Origin of the sequence: Rhodococcus chondri, assembly GCF_036327435.1 — a bacterium.
GTDB classification, from domain to species: Bacteria; Actinomycetota; Actinomycetes; order Mycobacteriales; family Mycobacteriaceae; genus Rhodococcus; species Rhodococcus chondri.
Map to the genome: position 1 here is coordinate 24,451 of NZ_JAUZMZ010000028.1, position 14,314 is coordinate 38,764.

General features: G+C 65.6%; 17 protein-coding genes and 4 tRNA genes. 2 read left to right on the forward strand and 19 right to left on the reverse strand.

Annotated elements, in window-relative coordinates; all coding sequences use genetic code 11:
- Positions 1-2: 2 nt before the first annotated feature.
- The 15 genes from Q8814_RS07345 to Q8814_RS07415 form a co-directional block, all read right to left on the reverse strand.
- Complete coding sequence (locus Q8814_RS07345; RefSeq protein ID WP_330151363.1) at positions 3-794, reverse strand: MlaE family ABC transporter permease; 792 nt, start codon at positions 792-794, stop codon at positions 3-5.
- A gap of 8 nt (positions 795-802) precedes the next feature.
- Positions 803-1,927, reverse strand: coding sequence for an ABC transporter ATP-binding protein (locus tag Q8814_RS07350; protein WP_330151364.1), 1,125 nt, complete (start codon positions 1,925-1,927; stop codon positions 803-805).
- A 328-nt stretch (positions 1,928-2,255) separates the two neighbouring features.
- Positions 2,256-2,639, reverse strand: coding sequence for a 50S ribosomal protein L7/L12 (rplL, locus tag Q8814_RS07355; protein ID WP_330151365.1), 384 nt, complete (start codon positions 2,637-2,639; stop codon positions 2,256-2,258).
- Between the two features lie 109 nt (positions 2,640-2,748).
- Positions 2,749-3,276, reverse strand: a complete 528-nt coding sequence (gene rplJ / locus Q8814_RS07360; RefSeq protein ID WP_330151366.1) for a 50S ribosomal protein L10 — start codon at positions 3,274-3,276, stop codon at positions 2,749-2,751.
- 389 nt (positions 3,277-3,665) lie between these two features.
- Positions 3,666-4,379 (reverse strand): 50S ribosomal protein L1, encoded by a 714-nt coding sequence (rplA, locus tag Q8814_RS07365; protein ID WP_330151367.1) that lies wholly within the window; start codon positions 4,377-4,379, stop codon positions 3,666-3,668.
- A 112-nt stretch (positions 4,380-4,491) separates the two neighbouring features.
- On the reverse strand, positions 4,492-4,926 hold the full coding sequence (gene rplK / locus Q8814_RS07370) for a 50S ribosomal protein L11 (RefSeq protein ID WP_330151368.1): 435 nt from the start codon (positions 4,924-4,926) through the stop codon (positions 4,492-4,494).
- Positions 4,927-4,988: 62 nt separating this feature from the next.
- Positions 4,989-5,819 (reverse strand): transcription termination/antitermination protein NusG, encoded by an 831-nt coding sequence (gene nusG, locus Q8814_RS07375; RefSeq protein WP_330151369.1) that lies wholly within the window; start codon positions 5,817-5,819, stop codon positions 4,989-4,991.
- Between the two features lie 48 nt (positions 5,820-5,867).
- On the reverse strand, positions 5,868-6,311 hold the full coding sequence (secE, locus tag Q8814_RS07380; protein WP_330151370.1) for a preprotein translocase subunit SecE: 444 nt from the start codon (positions 6,309-6,311) through the stop codon (positions 5,868-5,870).
- A gap of 32 nt (positions 6,312-6,343) precedes the next feature.
- Positions 6,344-6,416: transfer RNA gene (locus Q8814_RS07385), tRNA-Trp, on the reverse strand.
- A gap of 169 nt (positions 6,417-6,585) precedes the next feature.
- A complete protein-coding gene (gene hadB, locus Q8814_RS07390) occupies positions 6,586-7,011 on the reverse strand; it encodes a (3R)-hydroxyacyl-ACP dehydratase subunit HadB (RefSeq protein WP_330151371.1) in 426 nt (141 codons plus the stop codon).
- Positions 6,998-7,570 (reverse strand): (3R)-hydroxyacyl-ACP dehydratase subunit HadA, encoded by a 573-nt coding sequence (hadA, locus tag Q8814_RS07395; protein ID WP_330151372.1) that lies wholly within the window; start codon positions 7,568-7,570, stop codon positions 6,998-7,000. The genes hadB and hadA overlap by 14 nt, the downstream gene beginning before the upstream one ends.
- 89 nt (positions 7,571-7,659) lie before the next feature.
- Positions 7,660-7,827 (reverse strand): 50S ribosomal protein L33, encoded by a 168-nt coding sequence (gene rpmG / locus Q8814_RS07400; RefSeq protein WP_031937658.1) that lies wholly within the window; start codon positions 7,825-7,827, stop codon positions 7,660-7,662.
- A gap of 58 nt (positions 7,828-7,885) precedes the next feature.
- Positions 7,886-7,961 (reverse strand) — tRNA-Met (locus tag Q8814_RS07405).
- A gap of 44 nt (positions 7,962-8,005) precedes the next feature.
- A tRNA-Thr gene (locus Q8814_RS07410) sits at positions 8,006-8,078 on the reverse strand.
- Between the two features lie 223 nt (positions 8,079-8,301).
- A tRNA-Tyr gene (locus tag Q8814_RS07415) sits at positions 8,302-8,387 on the reverse strand.
- 150 nt (positions 8,388-8,537) lie between these two features.
- Here Q8814_RS07415 and Q8814_RS07420 point away from each other — a divergent pair.
- On the forward strand, positions 8,538-9,029 hold the full coding sequence (locus tag Q8814_RS07420) for a YajQ family cyclic di-GMP-binding protein (RefSeq protein ID WP_330151373.1): 492 nt from the start codon (positions 8,538-8,540) through the stop codon (positions 9,027-9,029).
- Positions 9,030-9,071: 42 nt separating this feature from the next.
- Here Q8814_RS07420 and htpX read toward each other — a convergent pair whose 3' ends face one another.
- Complete coding sequence (gene htpX, locus Q8814_RS07425) at positions 9,072-9,932, reverse strand: zinc metalloprotease HtpX (RefSeq protein ID WP_330151374.1); 861 nt, start codon at positions 9,930-9,932, stop codon at positions 9,072-9,074.
- 109 nt (positions 9,933-10,041) lie between these two features.
- Positions 10,042-11,088 (reverse strand): polyprenyl synthetase family protein, encoded by a 1,047-nt coding sequence (locus Q8814_RS07430; protein ID WP_330151375.1) that lies wholly within the window; start codon positions 11,086-11,088, stop codon positions 10,042-10,044.
- A gap of 112 nt (positions 11,089-11,200) precedes the next feature.
- Here Q8814_RS07430 and Q8814_RS07435 point away from each other — a divergent pair, with 112 nt between their 5' ends.
- The gene (locus Q8814_RS07435; protein ID WP_408015852.1) at positions 11,201-12,472 is read left to right on the forward strand and encodes a geranylgeranyl reductase family protein; all 1,272 of its coding nucleotides are present in this window, start codon (positions 11,201-11,203) and stop codon (positions 12,470-12,472) included.
- 81 nt (positions 12,473-12,553) lie between these two features.
- Here the strand turns inward: Q8814_RS07435 and Q8814_RS07440 are convergent, their stop codons facing one another.
- Together Q8814_RS07440 and Q8814_RS07445 are read right to left on the reverse strand one after the other, a co-directional pair.
- On the reverse strand, positions 12,554-13,252 hold the full coding sequence (locus tag Q8814_RS07440; RefSeq protein ID WP_330151376.1) for a demethylmenaquinone methyltransferase: 699 nt from the start codon (positions 13,250-13,252) through the stop codon (positions 12,554-12,556).
- Between the two features lie 35 nt (positions 13,253-13,287).
- Positions 13,288-14,314: glycosyltransferase family 4 protein (locus tag Q8814_RS07445; protein WP_330151377.1), on the reverse strand; the 1,027-nt coding region annotated here is incomplete at its 5' end.

The window sequence follows — 14,314 nt, forward strand, 5'->3', positions numbered from 1 at the left end:
AGTCAAGATCCCTTCGCAGGAACGATCTGCAGATACACCATCGTCAGGATGAGATTCGCGAAGAACAACAGCAGGAACGTGATGACGACGGTCTGGTTCACTGCCTCCCCCACGCCCTTCGGGCCGGCACCGGGGTGCAGACCCTTGTAGCACGCGATCACGCCGGCGATGAGACCGAAGATCGCTGCCTTGAGTTCGGCGACGTAGAGGTCGGGGAGCTGCGCGAGGGCGGAGAACGACGCGAGGTAGGCACCGGGCGTGCCGCCCTGGAGGATCACGTTGAAGAAGTAACCACCCGCGACACCGACCACCGATACCAGCCCGTTGAGCAGCAGCGCCACGAGCACCATCGCGAGCACACGCGGCACGACGAGACGTTGAATGGGGTTGATACCGAGCACTTCCATCGCGTCGATCTCCTCGCGGATGGTCCGCGACCCGAGGTCGGCCGTGACGGCGGATCCGGCGGCCCCGGCGATCAGGAGGGCGGTCACGATCGGACTGCCCTGCTGGATCACCGCGAGAACACTCGCCGCACCGGTGAACGACTCCGCACCGAGCTGCTTGATGAGCGAACCGGTCTGCAGCGACACGACCGCACCGAACGGGATCGCCACGAGCGCCGTCGGCAGGATCGTCACGCTGGCGATGAACCACGCCTGCTCGATGAACTCCCGGAATTGGAACGGCCGGCGAAAGGTGTTGCGTACTACGTCGACAAACAGCTCGACGATATTTCCCGCTTGGGTGAGTGCGCCGTGCACCGGTCGCACGAGCGAGCTACTGCCACCCATCTACGCTCCTACTTCTGGCCGTGCGGCTGGTTGTGTCCCTCTGCGTCGTATGCATCTGCGGAGTAGACGGGGATCACTTGGGTGTCGTCGTCGCGGTAGTCGCGCTGGGAGTAGTCGTCCTGGTAGTAATCCCCCTCTGCGGAGGACGCTTCGCCGTCCTCGTCGAGCGAGTCGACAATGGCCGACTGCGCGGCCGACGGAAGCGTGTGCAGGATCTGACGGACGCGCGCCTTGCGACGTGCGACCGCTTTTCGTTCCGGCATTCCGGGGGTGGCTTTCATCTGCGGCACGATGCCTTCGACGTCGTCGACGCCACCGGCGTGGTGCCCGGCCTCGACGAGCGCCTGCTCGTGGGCCATCTGGGCCTCGTCCTTCTCCTCGGACATACCGATCGGACCGATCATGGTGCCGTTGAGGAACTGCTTGACCACGGGTTCGTCGGAGGTGAGGAGGACCTCGCGGGGGCCGAACATCACAAGCTGCCGGCGGAACAGCATGCCGATGTTATCGGGGACCGTCCGGGCGAGGTTGATGTTGTGGGACACGATCAGAATGGTCGCGTCGATCTCGGCGTTGATGTCGATGAGGGTCTGGCTGATGTACGTGGTACGCACGGGGTCGAGGCCGGAGTCGGGCTCGTCGACCAGGATGATCTCCGGATCGAGCACCAGCGCACGCGCGAGGCCTGCGCGCTTGCGCATACCACCGGAGATTTCGCCGGGGAGCTTGTCCTCGGCGCCGAGCAGGCCGACGAGTTCGAGCTTGTCCATGACGATCTTGCGGATATCGGACTCGGACTTCTTGGTGTGCTCGCGCAGCGGGAACGCGACATTGTCGTAGAGATTCATCGAGCCGAACAGCGCGCCGTCCTGGAACAGCACGCCGAACAGCTTCCGGATCTCGTAGAGCTCCTTGCTCGAGCACTGCAGAATGTCGGTGCCGTCGATGACGATCGAACCCTGCTCGGGCCGCAGCAAACCGATCAGGGACTTCAGAAAGACGGACTTACCCGTTCCGGACGGGCCGAGAAGCACGCTGACCTCGCCCTGCGGGAGGGTCAACGACACGTCCTGCCAGATGCGCTGCGAGCCGAAAGACTTGGTGAGTCCCTCGACGGAAACCTCGACTCCCACGTTTACCTCCACACTGTTCGACGCCGCCCCCACTGTGGGTTGGGCCACTCTATCGCATCGAAGTGGTACCTGTGACAGAGGATCCTACTTACCAGTAAGAACGGAAATCAACCCCGGCAACATAGGTGAACTTATGCAGTGACCTGCGACAACAAGGCCACTGCTCACCGTAATGGCTAGTCCGTCCACGCACGGTAGAACACGCGGGCGAGACACCATTCGAACACGAAAAAAGCCGCTCCCACGGAAATGAATCCGTGGGAGCGGCTCTTGGGTCGTACAGCCCGGCAGCGGGAGACCGAATCTCCCGCGACCGATGGAAACCGTCTTACTTGACGGAAACCTTGGCGCCGGCCTCTTCGAGCTTGGCCTTGGCAGCCTCGGCAGCGTCCTTGGCGACCTTCTCGAGGATCGGCTTCGGAGCACCCTCGACGAGGTCCTTGGCTTCCTTCAGGCCCAGGCCGGAGACGATCTCGCGAACGACCTTGATGACCTGGATCTTCTTCTCGCCGGCACCTTCGAGGATGACGTCGAACTCGTCCTGCTCTTCAGCAGCCTCGGCAGCGGCCGGAGCGCCGGCAGCAGCAACGGCGACCGGAGCAGCAGCGGTGACCTCGAAGGTCTCCTCGAATGCCTTCACGAACTCCGAGAGCTCGAGCAGGGTCAGTTCCTTGAACTGGTCGAGCAGCTCTTCGGTGGTGAGCTTCGCCATGATGGCGGTCCTTCCTGTAAGTCCCATGTCGCTGATCCGCGACCGGATGGGAGGGTGCACGAGTCAACGTGCGTGGATGTGTAGCGATTCGCGGTGATGCGGATCAGCTTCAGGCGGCCTCTTCGGCTGCCTTCTTCTCCTGCAGAGCGGCCGCGAGGCGGGCCACCTGCGAAGCAGGAGCGTTGAACAGGCCGGCGGCCTTTGCCAAGTTGCCCTTCATCGCACCGGCGAGCTTGGCCAACAGCACCTCGCGGGACTCGAGGTCCGCGATCTGGTTGACCTGCTCCATGGACAGCACGTCGCCGTCCATGTACCCGCCCTTGATGACGAGTGCCTTGTTGTCCTTCGCGAAGGCCTTGAGAGCCTTCGCAGCGTCGAGCGGCTCGCCCTTGTCGAATGCAATAGCGGTCGGTCCGACGAACAGGTCGTCGAGGCCCTCGACGCCCGCCTCAGCGGCGGCACGCTTGACCAGGGTGTTCTTGGCGACGGAGTAGGTGGCACCCTCTCCGAGAGCGCGTCGCAGCTGAGTCAGACTTCCCACCGACAGACCACGGTATTCCGTGATCACGGCGGCCGTCGAGCTCTTGAACTGCTCGGTGATCTCCGCGACAGCGGAAACCTTCTCGGGCTTTGCCATACTTCGCCTCCTCTCAGTAACAGTCGTTTTCCCGGTGTCCCCAACAGGGCAAGTTCCACTGTTCGGCCGGAAACGACGAACGCCCCGGCGCAGGGCGCACGGGGCGTACAAGGAGAAGGATCACAGGGTTCGTGCACAGCACGTCCTCGTTCACATCTCCCCTACCTCGTCCTCCTGCGTGGGCCGCCGGAATATTTCCGGACCTTCAATCGGCTCCGCGAACGGAACCGATGACCAACGGTCTTGGGTGGAACATGATCGGGGTGAAGATCGGCACAATGCCGAACTACGGGCTAAACCTTAGCGGACGATGCCCCGCAGATGCAAAACGACCGGCACGGAAAGATCCGTGCCGGTCGCTCGATGCGTGAGAACGCTACGCCGAGTGCCTATTCGGCCGTCTCGAGGAGGTTACGCGTACGCGCCGGATCCACCGGGATGCCCGGTCCGGTGGTCGTCGCGACAGTCACCTTCTTGATGTAGCGGCCCTTGGCGCTCGACGGCTTCACGCGCAGCACCTCGTCGAGAGCCGCCGAGTAGTTCTCGACCAGCTTGGTCTCGTCGAAGGATGCCTTGCCGATCACGAAGTGCAGGTTCGCATTCTTGTCGACGCGGAAGTTGATCTTGCCGCCCTTGATGTCCGTGACAGCCTTCGCGACGTCCGGGGTGACCGTACCCGTCTTCGGGTTCGGCATCAGGCCACGCGGGCCCAGGACGCGGGCGATACGGCCGACCTTGGCCATCTGGTCGGGGGTCGCGATCGCGGCGTCGAAGTCCAGCCAGCCGCCCTGGATCCGCTCGATCAGGTCTTCGGCACCGACGACGTCCGCACCGGCGGCCTCGGCCTCGGCGGCCTTCTCGCCCACGGCGAAGACGATGACGCGGGCGGTCTTACCGGTGCCGTGCGGCAGGTTGACGGTGCCACGGACCATCTGGTCGGCCTTGCGGGGATCCACACCGAGGCGCATTGCGACCTCGACGGTGGCGTCGTAGTTCTTCGACGTCGTTTCCTTCACCAGCTTCGCAGCCTCGAGCGGGCTGTAGAGGTTGTCGGCGTCGATCTTCTCGGCGGCGGCGAGGTATGCCTTGCTGCGCTTTGCCATGTTCTTTCCTAACTTCTCACCGTGTGGTGAATGGTTCGGGCGTGGTAGCGGGCCTGGCCGGCCCTCCCACGGTGCCTTGCAGAGGGCTCACCCTCGTGTCCTGCAGACGGGCTCAGCCCTCGACGGTGATACCCATCGAACGCGCGGTGCCGGCGATGATCTTCGCGGCAGCCTCGACGTCGTTGGCGTTCAGGTCTTCCTGCTTGGTCTTGGCGATCTCGCGCACCTGATCCATGGTCACCTTCGCGACCTTGGTCTTGTGCGGCTCGCCGGAGCCCTTCTGCACGCCTGCAGCCTTGAGCAGCAGCTTCGCAGCCGGCGGCGTCTTCAGCTTGAAGTCGAACGAGCGGTCTTCGTAGACCGTGATCTCGACCGGCACGACGTTGCCGCGCTGCGACTCGGTCGCAGCGTTGTAGGCCTTGCAGAACTCCATGATGTTGACGCCGTGCTGACCCAGCGCGGGGCCGACCGGAGGCGCCGGATTGGCCGCGCCGGCCTGGATCTGGAGCTTGATGAGCCCGGCGATCTTCTTCTTCTTGGGGGGCATCTCTATTCCTAGTTTCTTGCTCGGTGTGGTTCTTGCGTACAGCTACTGCAAGTTTGGGTATGTCAGATCTTCGACACCTGCGTGAAGGACAACTCCACGGGGGTTTCACGTCCGAAGATCGACACCAGGACCTTCAGCTTCTGCTGCTCCGCGTTGACCTCGCTGATCGAGGCGGGCAGGGTCGCGAACGGTCCGTCCATGACGGTGACGGATTCGCCGACCTCGAAGTCCACCTCGATGGCGGGCTTCGCAGTGGTGGCAGGCGATTCGCCGGCAGCCGGTGTCCCCGCCGCGGGCTTCTTCTTCGCCTGCTGCGGCAGGAGGAACTTCACGACCTCCTTGATGGTCAGCGGCGACGGGCGAGAGGTCGCGCCGACGAAGCCGGTGACACCGGGCGTGTTGCGCACTGCGCCCCACGACTCGTCGTTCAGTTCCATCCGAACCAGGATGTAGCCCGGCAGAACCTTGCGGTTGACGAGCTTGCGCTGGCCGTTCTTGATCTCGGTGACCTCTTCGGTCGGCACCTCGACCTGGAAGATGTACTCCCCCAGATCGAGGTTCTGCACGCGGGTCTCGAGGTTCGCCTTCACCTTGTTCTCGTAACCGGCGTACGAGTGGATGACGTACCAGTCGCCGGGCTCGAGACGCAGTTGCTTCGTCATGGCCTCGGCCGGATCCACCTCGTCCTCGGCGGCTTCCTCCGGAACATCGAGGGAAGACTCGTCGGACGCATCGGACTCGGACGCATCGGACTCGGGGGCGACGGCCTCGGTACCCGCCTCCGCCGAGTCGTCGGACGCAGCGTCGTCGACAACGACCTCGTCAACAACGACGTCGTCCGAAACGCGCTCGTCGTCCGAGGGCTCGTAGGAGTTGTTCTCGGGGGTGCTCACCGGGGCACTTTCCTCTCGTCGATCACAATTTGCCGGCACGCGAACGCGCTAGCCGAACAACCATCTGACGCCCTGCACGAACGCCAGGTCCAATCCGAAGATGAACGCCGTCAGGACAGCGCAGAACACCACGACGACAATCGTGTAGGTGGTCAGCTGCTTGCGGTTGGGCCAGATCACCTTGCGGAGTTCCGCGATGACCTCGCGGAAGAAGCGACGCAGGCGCTTGAAGATGTTCTCGGGCTGCTGCCGGGGACGATCGCCCACCGAAGTTGCGGACCGAGCCGTCCGGAGATTTCCTGCGGGTGCGCCGTTGTCGGATTCGCTGCCGCGCGAGTCACGCGTGGCGCCTACGGACCGGCGAGCCGAGCGCTTACCGCTCGGCCGTGCGACCGCGGAGGAATCGTCGGGGGTCGCGCCGGTTGCCGATCCAGCGTCGCCGGGGTCGAACCCTGTGGTGCCGCTGTCGCGCTTACCGCGCTCCTCGCTCACATCGTTCCTCTCGGTCGCTGGCAGTCCGGGGGCAGGGGCGACAGGACTTGAACCTGCAACCTGCGGTTTTGGAGACCGCTGCTCTGCCAATTGAGCTACGCCCCTCTGGTCGATCAGGCGAGTGGAAACGCCGTTTCGATCGACCCATCTGTGATCACATGACACGCGCGCCACCCGATCGGTGCTCCGCACCGAAGAGCAGCGCGCTGCGCTATGCGTTCCCAGAAGTCTTAGTGTACTTCATTGCCCCGGGACAAACCCAATCCGCCCGGCGTCACGCCAGACGGACCGTTGCCGTAGCCCGCCCGAAGATCTTACGCCCTTCGGACTTCGCCACGATAGCGACCACTGCTGTCTTGCTTTCTGTGTCCACCGACTTGACCTTGCCGGCGAACTCGATCTCTGCGGCCTTGTCGGCCTCGACGAAAACCGGGCTGGTGAAGCGAACGTTGTACTCCGTTACTGCACCCGGATCGCCCAGCCACTCGGTGACGAAGCCCGCCGCGATGCCCATGGAGAGCATGCCGTGGCCGACCACGTCGCGCAAGCCGGCGAGCTCGGCAACCTTGTCGCTCCAGTGGATCGGGTTGGGATCACCCGACACACCTGCGTAGTTCACCAGGTTGCCGCGGGTGAGCTTCACGATCCGCGAAGGCAGCTCGTCCCCCGCCGCGACATCCTCGAATCTACGAAGCGACATGCATCATCACATCCTTGACCGCGTGGGCGATGTTCGCGTCCACCTCACCGCCGGTACGACCGACCAGGGTCGTCCACGACGTCAGCACCAGATTGTCGTGCTGATCGGTGATGACGTTCTTGGTGGTGATGATGTCGCTGCCCGCGGTCTGACGGAAATCGTCGAGGTAGACGTCGCAGAACAACCGGTCACCGACCTGAATCGGACGATGGAAGACCAGACGCTGGTCGGTCTGCATGATCTGGCTCAGGTCGTAACCCACGACGATTTCGCCGAACAGCTTGCGCTGCGCGATCATTCCGATGATGGAGACGAAAGTGAGCGGCGCAATCAGCCCGTCGTATCCGAGGCCCTTCGCGGCCACCTCGTCGTAGTGCGCCGGGTGCGGGTCGAGCACGGCGCGCGCATACTCGCGAACCTTCTCGCGACCTACTTCGTAGAAGTCGTCCACCCGGTAGTGATGCCCCACCATGGACGCGGCGTGAGCTGCAACATCGAACGGGATCCCGGCCTGTTCGGTCGCGTCCGCAGATTTATCTGTCACGAGTGTGTCCGTCATACGAAAAACCTCCGCAATGCCGCCTGGACGCCAGCCGGCGTGTGGGCGGTACTGCGGAGACCTCACGCTTCGACGTCGATCCGATCAGACTACTTCGACTCGCGGTGCGCCTGATGCGTGCCGCAGTTCGGGCAGAACTTCTTCAGCTCGAGCCGATCGGGGTCGTTGCGACGGTTCTTCTTCGTGATGTAGTTGCGGTGCTTGCACACCTCGCAGGCCAGGGTGATCTTCGGCCGGACGTCTGTAGAGGAGGCCACGGGATGCCTTCTTTCGGGTAAATCTGATCAGGCTCGATCAGGGTGGTTCATTCAACTTTGGTAGCGATGGCCGGACTTGAACCGGCGACACAACGATTATGAGTCGTTTGCTCTACCGACTGAGCTACACCGCCTCGATGTCGAGTGCCACACATGAGAACGGCACCACAATCCAGCGAGCCCCCTGACGGAATCGAACCGTCGACCTTTTCCTTACCATGGAAACGCTCTGCCGACTGAGCTAAGGGGGCGCGGCCACCGTGAGCATCTCTGCTCGCTGCGGCCTCCAAAAGATTACACACACTCGCCGTGAGTGCAAAATCAGCAGGTCGCAGCATGTATCCGAGCGGGACGACTCGACAATCCGCCGTCGCGGTCCCCTGCCCGGGAGCCGATTCCACCTCGATGGTGCCGGCCCCCGAATATACCCTCCGGATGCAGAACAGCCCCGGCTCGACGAGCCGGGGCTGTTACTGGTGGCAGGTGTAGGATTCGAACCTACGTAGGCGTAAGCCGACGGATTTACAGTCCGCTCCCATTGGCCGCTCGGGCAACCTGCCGGATGCGATCCGGGACCGTGTCCCTGACGCGTTTGGAAGAATACAACGCATACCCCCCTCAATTGCAAACCGGGTGGTTACGGGCGCCGAGCGACCCGATAGCGTCGACCGGACAGACCCGTTCAGGATCGATCCGAAGTGGAGTAACACGTGGCTGATTCGTCGTTCGATGTAGTGAGCAAAGTCGATCGCCAGGAGGTGGACAACGCCCTGAACCAGGCGGCGAAGGAAATCTCGACCCGATTCGACTTCCGCAACACCGGGGCCGGCATCGAGTGGTCGGGCGAGGAAGCCATCACCATCACCGCCGACACCGAGGAACGAGTGCTCGCCGCGCTCGAGGTGTTCAAGGAGAAGCTGATCCGCCGGAACCTGTCGCTCAAGTCGTTCGATGCCGGCGAGCCCACCCAGTCCGGCAAGGTCTACAAACTGACCGGAACCCTCGTGCAGGGCATCAGCCAGGAAAACGCGAAGAAGATCTCCAAGTTGATCCGCGACGAGGGACCCAAGGGCATCAAAGCGCAGATCCAGGGCGACGAGTTACGCGTGACCGGCAAGAAGCGCGACGACCTGCAGTCCGTCATCGCGCTGCTGAAGAACGCCGACCTCGACGTCGCCCTGCAGTTCGTCAACTACCGCTAGCAGGCACGTGGGGTCCTTACCGACCGGGAGGACCCCACGTTGTCAGCGGAGGCCGGCCATCCGCTCGAGACGCTCGATGCGGTCGGCCATCGGCGGGTGTGTCGAGAACAGGCGGCTCGCCTTGTCCCCCACCCGGAACGGGTTGGCGATCATCAGATGCGACTGCGCGGCCAGCTTCGGCTCCGGCGGGAGCGGGGCTGCCTGTGTACCGAGCTCGAGTTTGCGCAGCGCCGACGCCAGAGCCAGCGGATCGCCGGTGAGTTCGGCGCCGGATTGGTCGGCCTGGTACTCACGTGAGCGCGACACCGCGAGCTTGACTACGGAGGCGGCGATCGGTCCGAGCAGCGACACGAGCAGCAGGACCAGCGGGTTCCCGCCCTCCCGGCTGCCACCGAACACGTTCGCGAACAACGCGAAGTTGGCGAGCCCGGAGATCACCGCCGCCATGGCACCGGCAATCGACGAGATGAGGATATCGCGGTTGTAGACGTGCGAGAGCTCGTGTCCGAGCACCGCGCGCAACTCGCGTTCGTCGAGAATCTCCAGGATGCCCGTGGTGCAGCACACGGCAGCGTTCCGCGGATTGCGGCCGGTCGCGAACGCGTTCGGCGCGTTGGTGGGGCTGACGTAGAGCCGCGGCATCGGCTGGTGCGCGGTGGTCGCGAGTTCGCGCACCAGCCGGTAGATCTGCGGCGCTTGCACCTCGGTGATCGGCTGCGCGTGCATGGCCCGCAAGGCGAGCTTGTCGCTGTTGAAGTACACGTACGCGTTCATGCCGACCGCCAGAACGATCGACACCAACAGGATCGTCGAGTTCTGGAACAACGCGCCGATGAACACGATCAGCGCGGACATTCCGATCAGCAGTCCGGCGGTCTTCAACCGGTTCGCATATCCGTGCATGTCACGCCTCTTCCCGACAATGCTGTTCCGGCACTGTGCTGCTGGTTCCCTCGTCGATTCAACGAAACAGCGACCGTGCAGGTTCCACGGGAGAGACGTGCGCGAGCGGCTACCCCACCCGCGCGATCGTGAAGTCGACGAGCCGGCGGAGCGCCTCGTTCGCCGGGCCCTGCGGCAGCGCCGCGAGCTCGGTCCGCGCGCGGTCCGCATAGGTGTCGAGGGTCCGTTTGGCTGCCACCATCCCCGGCGACCGCCCGAGCAGCTCGAGCGCCTCCGCGACATGCGCCTCGTCCTCGACGGGTCCGACGAGCAGCTCGCGCAGTCGATCGGCCTCCGGGCCGGTCTCCTGCAGCGCGTAGAGCACCGGAAGGGTGTACACCCCTTCACGAAGGTCGGTGCCCGGCGTCTTACCGGAGTCTGCGGTCGCCGACGAGATGTCGATGATGTCGTCGACGATCTGGAAGGCCGTGCCCACGGCGTCGCCGAGACGCTCGAGCCGCTCGACATGTTCGCTGTCGGCGCCGGAGAACGTTCCACCGAACCGGCCGCACGCCGCGATGAGCGATCCGGTCTTCTCCCACACCACACGCAGATAGTGCTCGACGGGGTCCTGTCGCTCGCGGGCGCCGATCGTCTCGCGCATCTGCCCGGTGACGAGTTCGGCGAACGTCTCGGCGATGATCTGGACGGCGGAGGGTCCGAGCGTGGACACCAGCCGTGACGCATGGGCGAACAGGTAGTCGCCGGCGAGGATGGCGATGCTGTTGTTCCAGCGCACGTTGGCGGCCGGCGCACCGCGGCGCATGGTCGCCTCGTCCATCACGTCGTCGTGGTACAGCGTCGCGAGGTGCACGAGTTCCACCACGGTCGCCGCGGTCACGATCGACGGATCGGTCGGGTTGGGGCCGAGCTGGGCGGTCAGCACCGTGAACAACGGACGGAATCGCTTGCCGCCCGCCTTCGCCAGATGCAGTGCGGCTTCCGTGAGGAAGTCTTCGCCGTCGGACAGTTCCTCGACCAGCAGTTCCTCGACTTCGGCGAGCCCGCTGCGCACGATCTCCGCCAGGGCCGGATCTCCGAGCTCGACCCCGGCAATCACGGTGCTCGACACCGTGCCGGATGAACCGGCGGTCTGCGCCGCCCCCTCAGTGCTCACGATGAAGTACCCATCCTGTTCTGTCGCCTCGGGTCCACGGTAGTGAACCTAGCCGTTCGTTCCCGCGCGCACCTCCTCGAGGCGGCCCACGGTGGCCTGAGAGGATGGACGCGTGGTGGCCGAACAGTCCGCGCAAGAGCCGCGGCAATCCCAATCCTGCGTGCCCGACAGTACCGATGTCCTGGTCGTCGGCGCCGGTCCTGCCGGTTCGTCGGCGGCCGCGTGGGCGGCGCGCGCCGGGCGCGACGTGGTGCTGGTCGACGCCGCTACGTTTCCCCGCGACAAGACCTGCGGCGACGGACTGACTCCGCGCGCGATCGCGGAACTCGACCGGCTCGGTCTCGGCGAATGGTTGCAGACGCGGACCGTCAACCGTGGCCTGCGGCTGGAGGGGTTCGGCGGACGGTTCGAACTGCCCTGGCCGAGTGGGTCGTTCCCCGCGATGGGCAGCGCCGTAGCCCGCACCGAGCTCGACGATCGCATCCGGCGCACGGCCGTCGCCTCCGGCGCGCACATGGTGCAGGGGGCCAAGGCGGTGGACGTGGCACGCGACGGCGACCGGGTCACCGCCGTGACGCTGAACACCGCCGAGGGCCCGCGCACGATCACCTGCCGGCGGCTCGTGGTCGCCGACGGGGTTCGCTCTCCGCTCGGCAAGATGCTCGGACGCGCCTGGCATCGCGACACCGCGTACGGCGTCGCGGCCCGCGCATATGCCACCTCGACGCGCAGCGACGATCCGTGGATCACGTCGCACCTCGAACTGCGCGACGATTCCGGGACTCTCCAGCCCGGTTACGGCTGGGTCTTCCCGTTGGGTACGGGCGAGGTCAACATCGGTGTGGGCACGCTCGCGACCGCGGCCCGCCCGGCGTCGGGGTCGCTGCGGCCGCTGATCGAGCTGTATGCCGGGCACCGCCGTCCCGAGTGGGGACTCGGCGACGTGACGCGGGTCGCGTCGGCACTGTTGCCGATGGGTGGTGCGGTGTCGGGGGTGGCCGGACGGAACTGGGCACTGATCGGCGATGCCGCGGCGTGCGTGAACCCGCTCAACGGGGAGGGCATCGACTACGGCCTCGAAGGGGGCCGGCTGGTCGCGGAGATGCTCGACGTCGACGACCTCACCGATGCGTGGCCGGCGATGCTGCGCATGCACTACGGCCGGGCCTTCTCGACCGCCCGGCGCCTCGCCGGCCTGCTCACGGTGCCGCGATTCCTTCCGTCGACCGGTCCGGTGGCGATGCGGTCGCGATCGTTGATGACCGTCGCGGTGCGCGTCATGGGCAATCTCGTCACGGACGAGGACGACGACGTGGTGGCGCGGCTCTGGCGAACCAGCGGTCGCGTGTCGATGCGGTGGGACCGGCGTCCACTGTTCGCATGACGTCACTGTTCGCATGACGTCACTGTTCGCATGACGTCACCGTTCGCATGACGTCACCGTTCGCCCGGCGCTCCGGCGCGGTTACCGGACTGCGCGGTGCAGGGCGGTGATGCCGCCGGTAAGGTTGCGCCACTGCACATCCCGCCAGCCGGCGGCCAGGATCTTGCGTGCGAGATCTTCTTGGGAGGGCCACGCCCGGATCGATTCGGCGAGGTAGACGTAGGCGTCCGGGTTACTGCTCACCGCCTGCGCCACCCGTGGCAACGCCCTCATCAGGTACTCCATGTAGACGGTGCGCAGCGGCTCGCGCACGGGTGTCGAGAACTCGCACACCACGAGCCTGCCGCCGGGCTTGGTGACCCGCGCGATCTCGCGCAGCCCGGCGTCGGTGTCGGCGACGTTGCGCAGACCGAAAGAGATTGTCGCGGCGTCGAATACCGCGTCCGCGAACGGCAATCTCATCGCGTCGCCGGCCACCATCGGAACGTCCCGGAACTTGCCGGCGTGCAGCATGCCCTTCGAGAAGTCGGTGGCCACCACCCACGCGCCGGAGCGCCCGAGTTCGACGGTCGACACGCCGGTACCGGCCGCGAGATCGAGAACCTGCTCACCCGGCTCGAGGTCGAGGGCGGCGCGGGTGGCGCGGCGCCACCATCGATCCTGGCCGAAGGAGAGCACCGTGTTGGTCAGGTCGTAGCGCTCGGCGACACCGTCGAACATGGACGCGACCTCGCGCGGATCCTTGTCGAGAAAGGCGCGCGATCCCTGAGTTGTTGCCACGGCCGAAACGTTACCCGCTGACCCGACCGCGCCGGTCAGGCCGTGCGTCGCAGGCGAGTCGCAGCGTGTCCCAGGACATCCTCGTAGTGACCGATGAGCTGGTCGCACACCACCGGCCACGTGCGGCCGAGCACATTGCGCCGAGCGGCGCGCCCGAATTCGTGCCCCACCCGCGCATTCGCAAGCGCGGCGACAGCTTCGGGGAGCAGTTCGGCGAATCGGTCGACGGGCAGCCGGTAGCCGTTCCGGCAGTGCGCGACGAGGTCGCGGGGGCCGCCGGCGTCGGGTGCGACCACCGGCAGGCCGCTGGCCTGCGCTTCCTGTACGGCCTGGCAGAACGTCTCGTGTTCTCCGGGGTGGACGAAGACATCCATGCTCGCGTACGCCTGCGCGAGCCGGTCGCCGCCGAGTTGTCCGGTGAACACCGCATCCGGGAGCAGGGTTTCGAGCCGTCGACGTTCGGGGCCGTCCCCCACGATCACGAGCCGCCAGCGCGGGTCGCCGGAGAGGACGGCGAGACGTTCGACGTGTTTCTCGGGGGCGAGCCTGCCGACGAATCCGATCACCGGCCGGCCGTCGGGAGACCAGGCCGTGCGCAGCGCGTCGTCGCGGCGCGAGGGCGCGAACCGGGTGGTGTCGACGCCGCGCCCCCAGCGGTGCACGCGCGGGACGCCGTGGGCGACGAGATCGTCGACCGCCGCGGTCGACGGTGCGAGGGTGCGGTCGCAGCCGCGGTGGATGCGACGGGTCCATCGCCACGATGCGCGAGCGGCGAGACCGAGACCGTAGCTCGCGGCGAATCCGGCGACGTCGGTCTGGTACACCGCGACCGTGGGCACGTTCAGGCGGCGTGCCGCGGCGAGACCGCCCGCACCGAGCAGGAACGGCGATGCGAGATGCACCACGTCGGGAGCGAATCGGCGCATGGCCGCCACGAGATCGGGCTGTGGGATGCCCACGGGCAGTGAACTGACCTTGGGGACGTGTACCGCCAGGACGCGGTGGACCGGCGTGCCGCGATGATCGGCCGGTGCGGGGGAGCTGCCCACCACGGTGTCGGGA

What these genes read in the sequence shown, in the direction of transcription:
- Q8814_RS07345 (WP_330151363.1), bottom strand. Translation starts at nt 794, where the DNA reads ATGGGTGGCAGTAGCTCGCTCGTGCGACCGGTGCACGGCGCACTCACC.
- rplL (WP_330151365.1), bottom strand. Translation starts at nt 2,639, where the DNA reads ATGGCGAAGCTCACCACCGAAGAGCTGCTCGACCAGTTCAAGGAACTG.
- rplJ (WP_330151366.1), bottom strand. Translation starts at nt 3,276, where the DNA reads ATGGCAAAGCCCGAGAAGGTTTCCGCTGTCGCGGAGATCACCGAGCAG.
- rplA (WP_330151367.1), bottom strand. Translation starts at nt 4,379, where the DNA reads ATGGCAAAGCGCAGCAAGGCATACCTCGCCGCCGCCGAGAAGATCGAC.
- rplK (WP_330151368.1), bottom strand. Translation starts at nt 4,926, where the DNA reads ATGCCCCCCAAGAAGAAGAAGATCGCCGGGCTCATCAAGCTCCAGATC.
- hadB (WP_330151371.1), bottom strand. Translation starts at nt 7,011, where the DNA reads ATGTCGCTTCGTAGATTCGAGGATGTCGCGGCGGGGGACGAGCTGCCT.
- hadA (WP_330151372.1), bottom strand. Translation starts at nt 7,570, where the DNA reads ATGACGGACACACTCGTGACAGATAAATCTGCGGACGCGACCGAACAG.
- htpX (WP_330151374.1), bottom strand. Translation starts at nt 9,932, where the DNA reads ATGCACGGATATGCGAACCGGTTGAAGACCGCCGGACTGCTGATCGGA.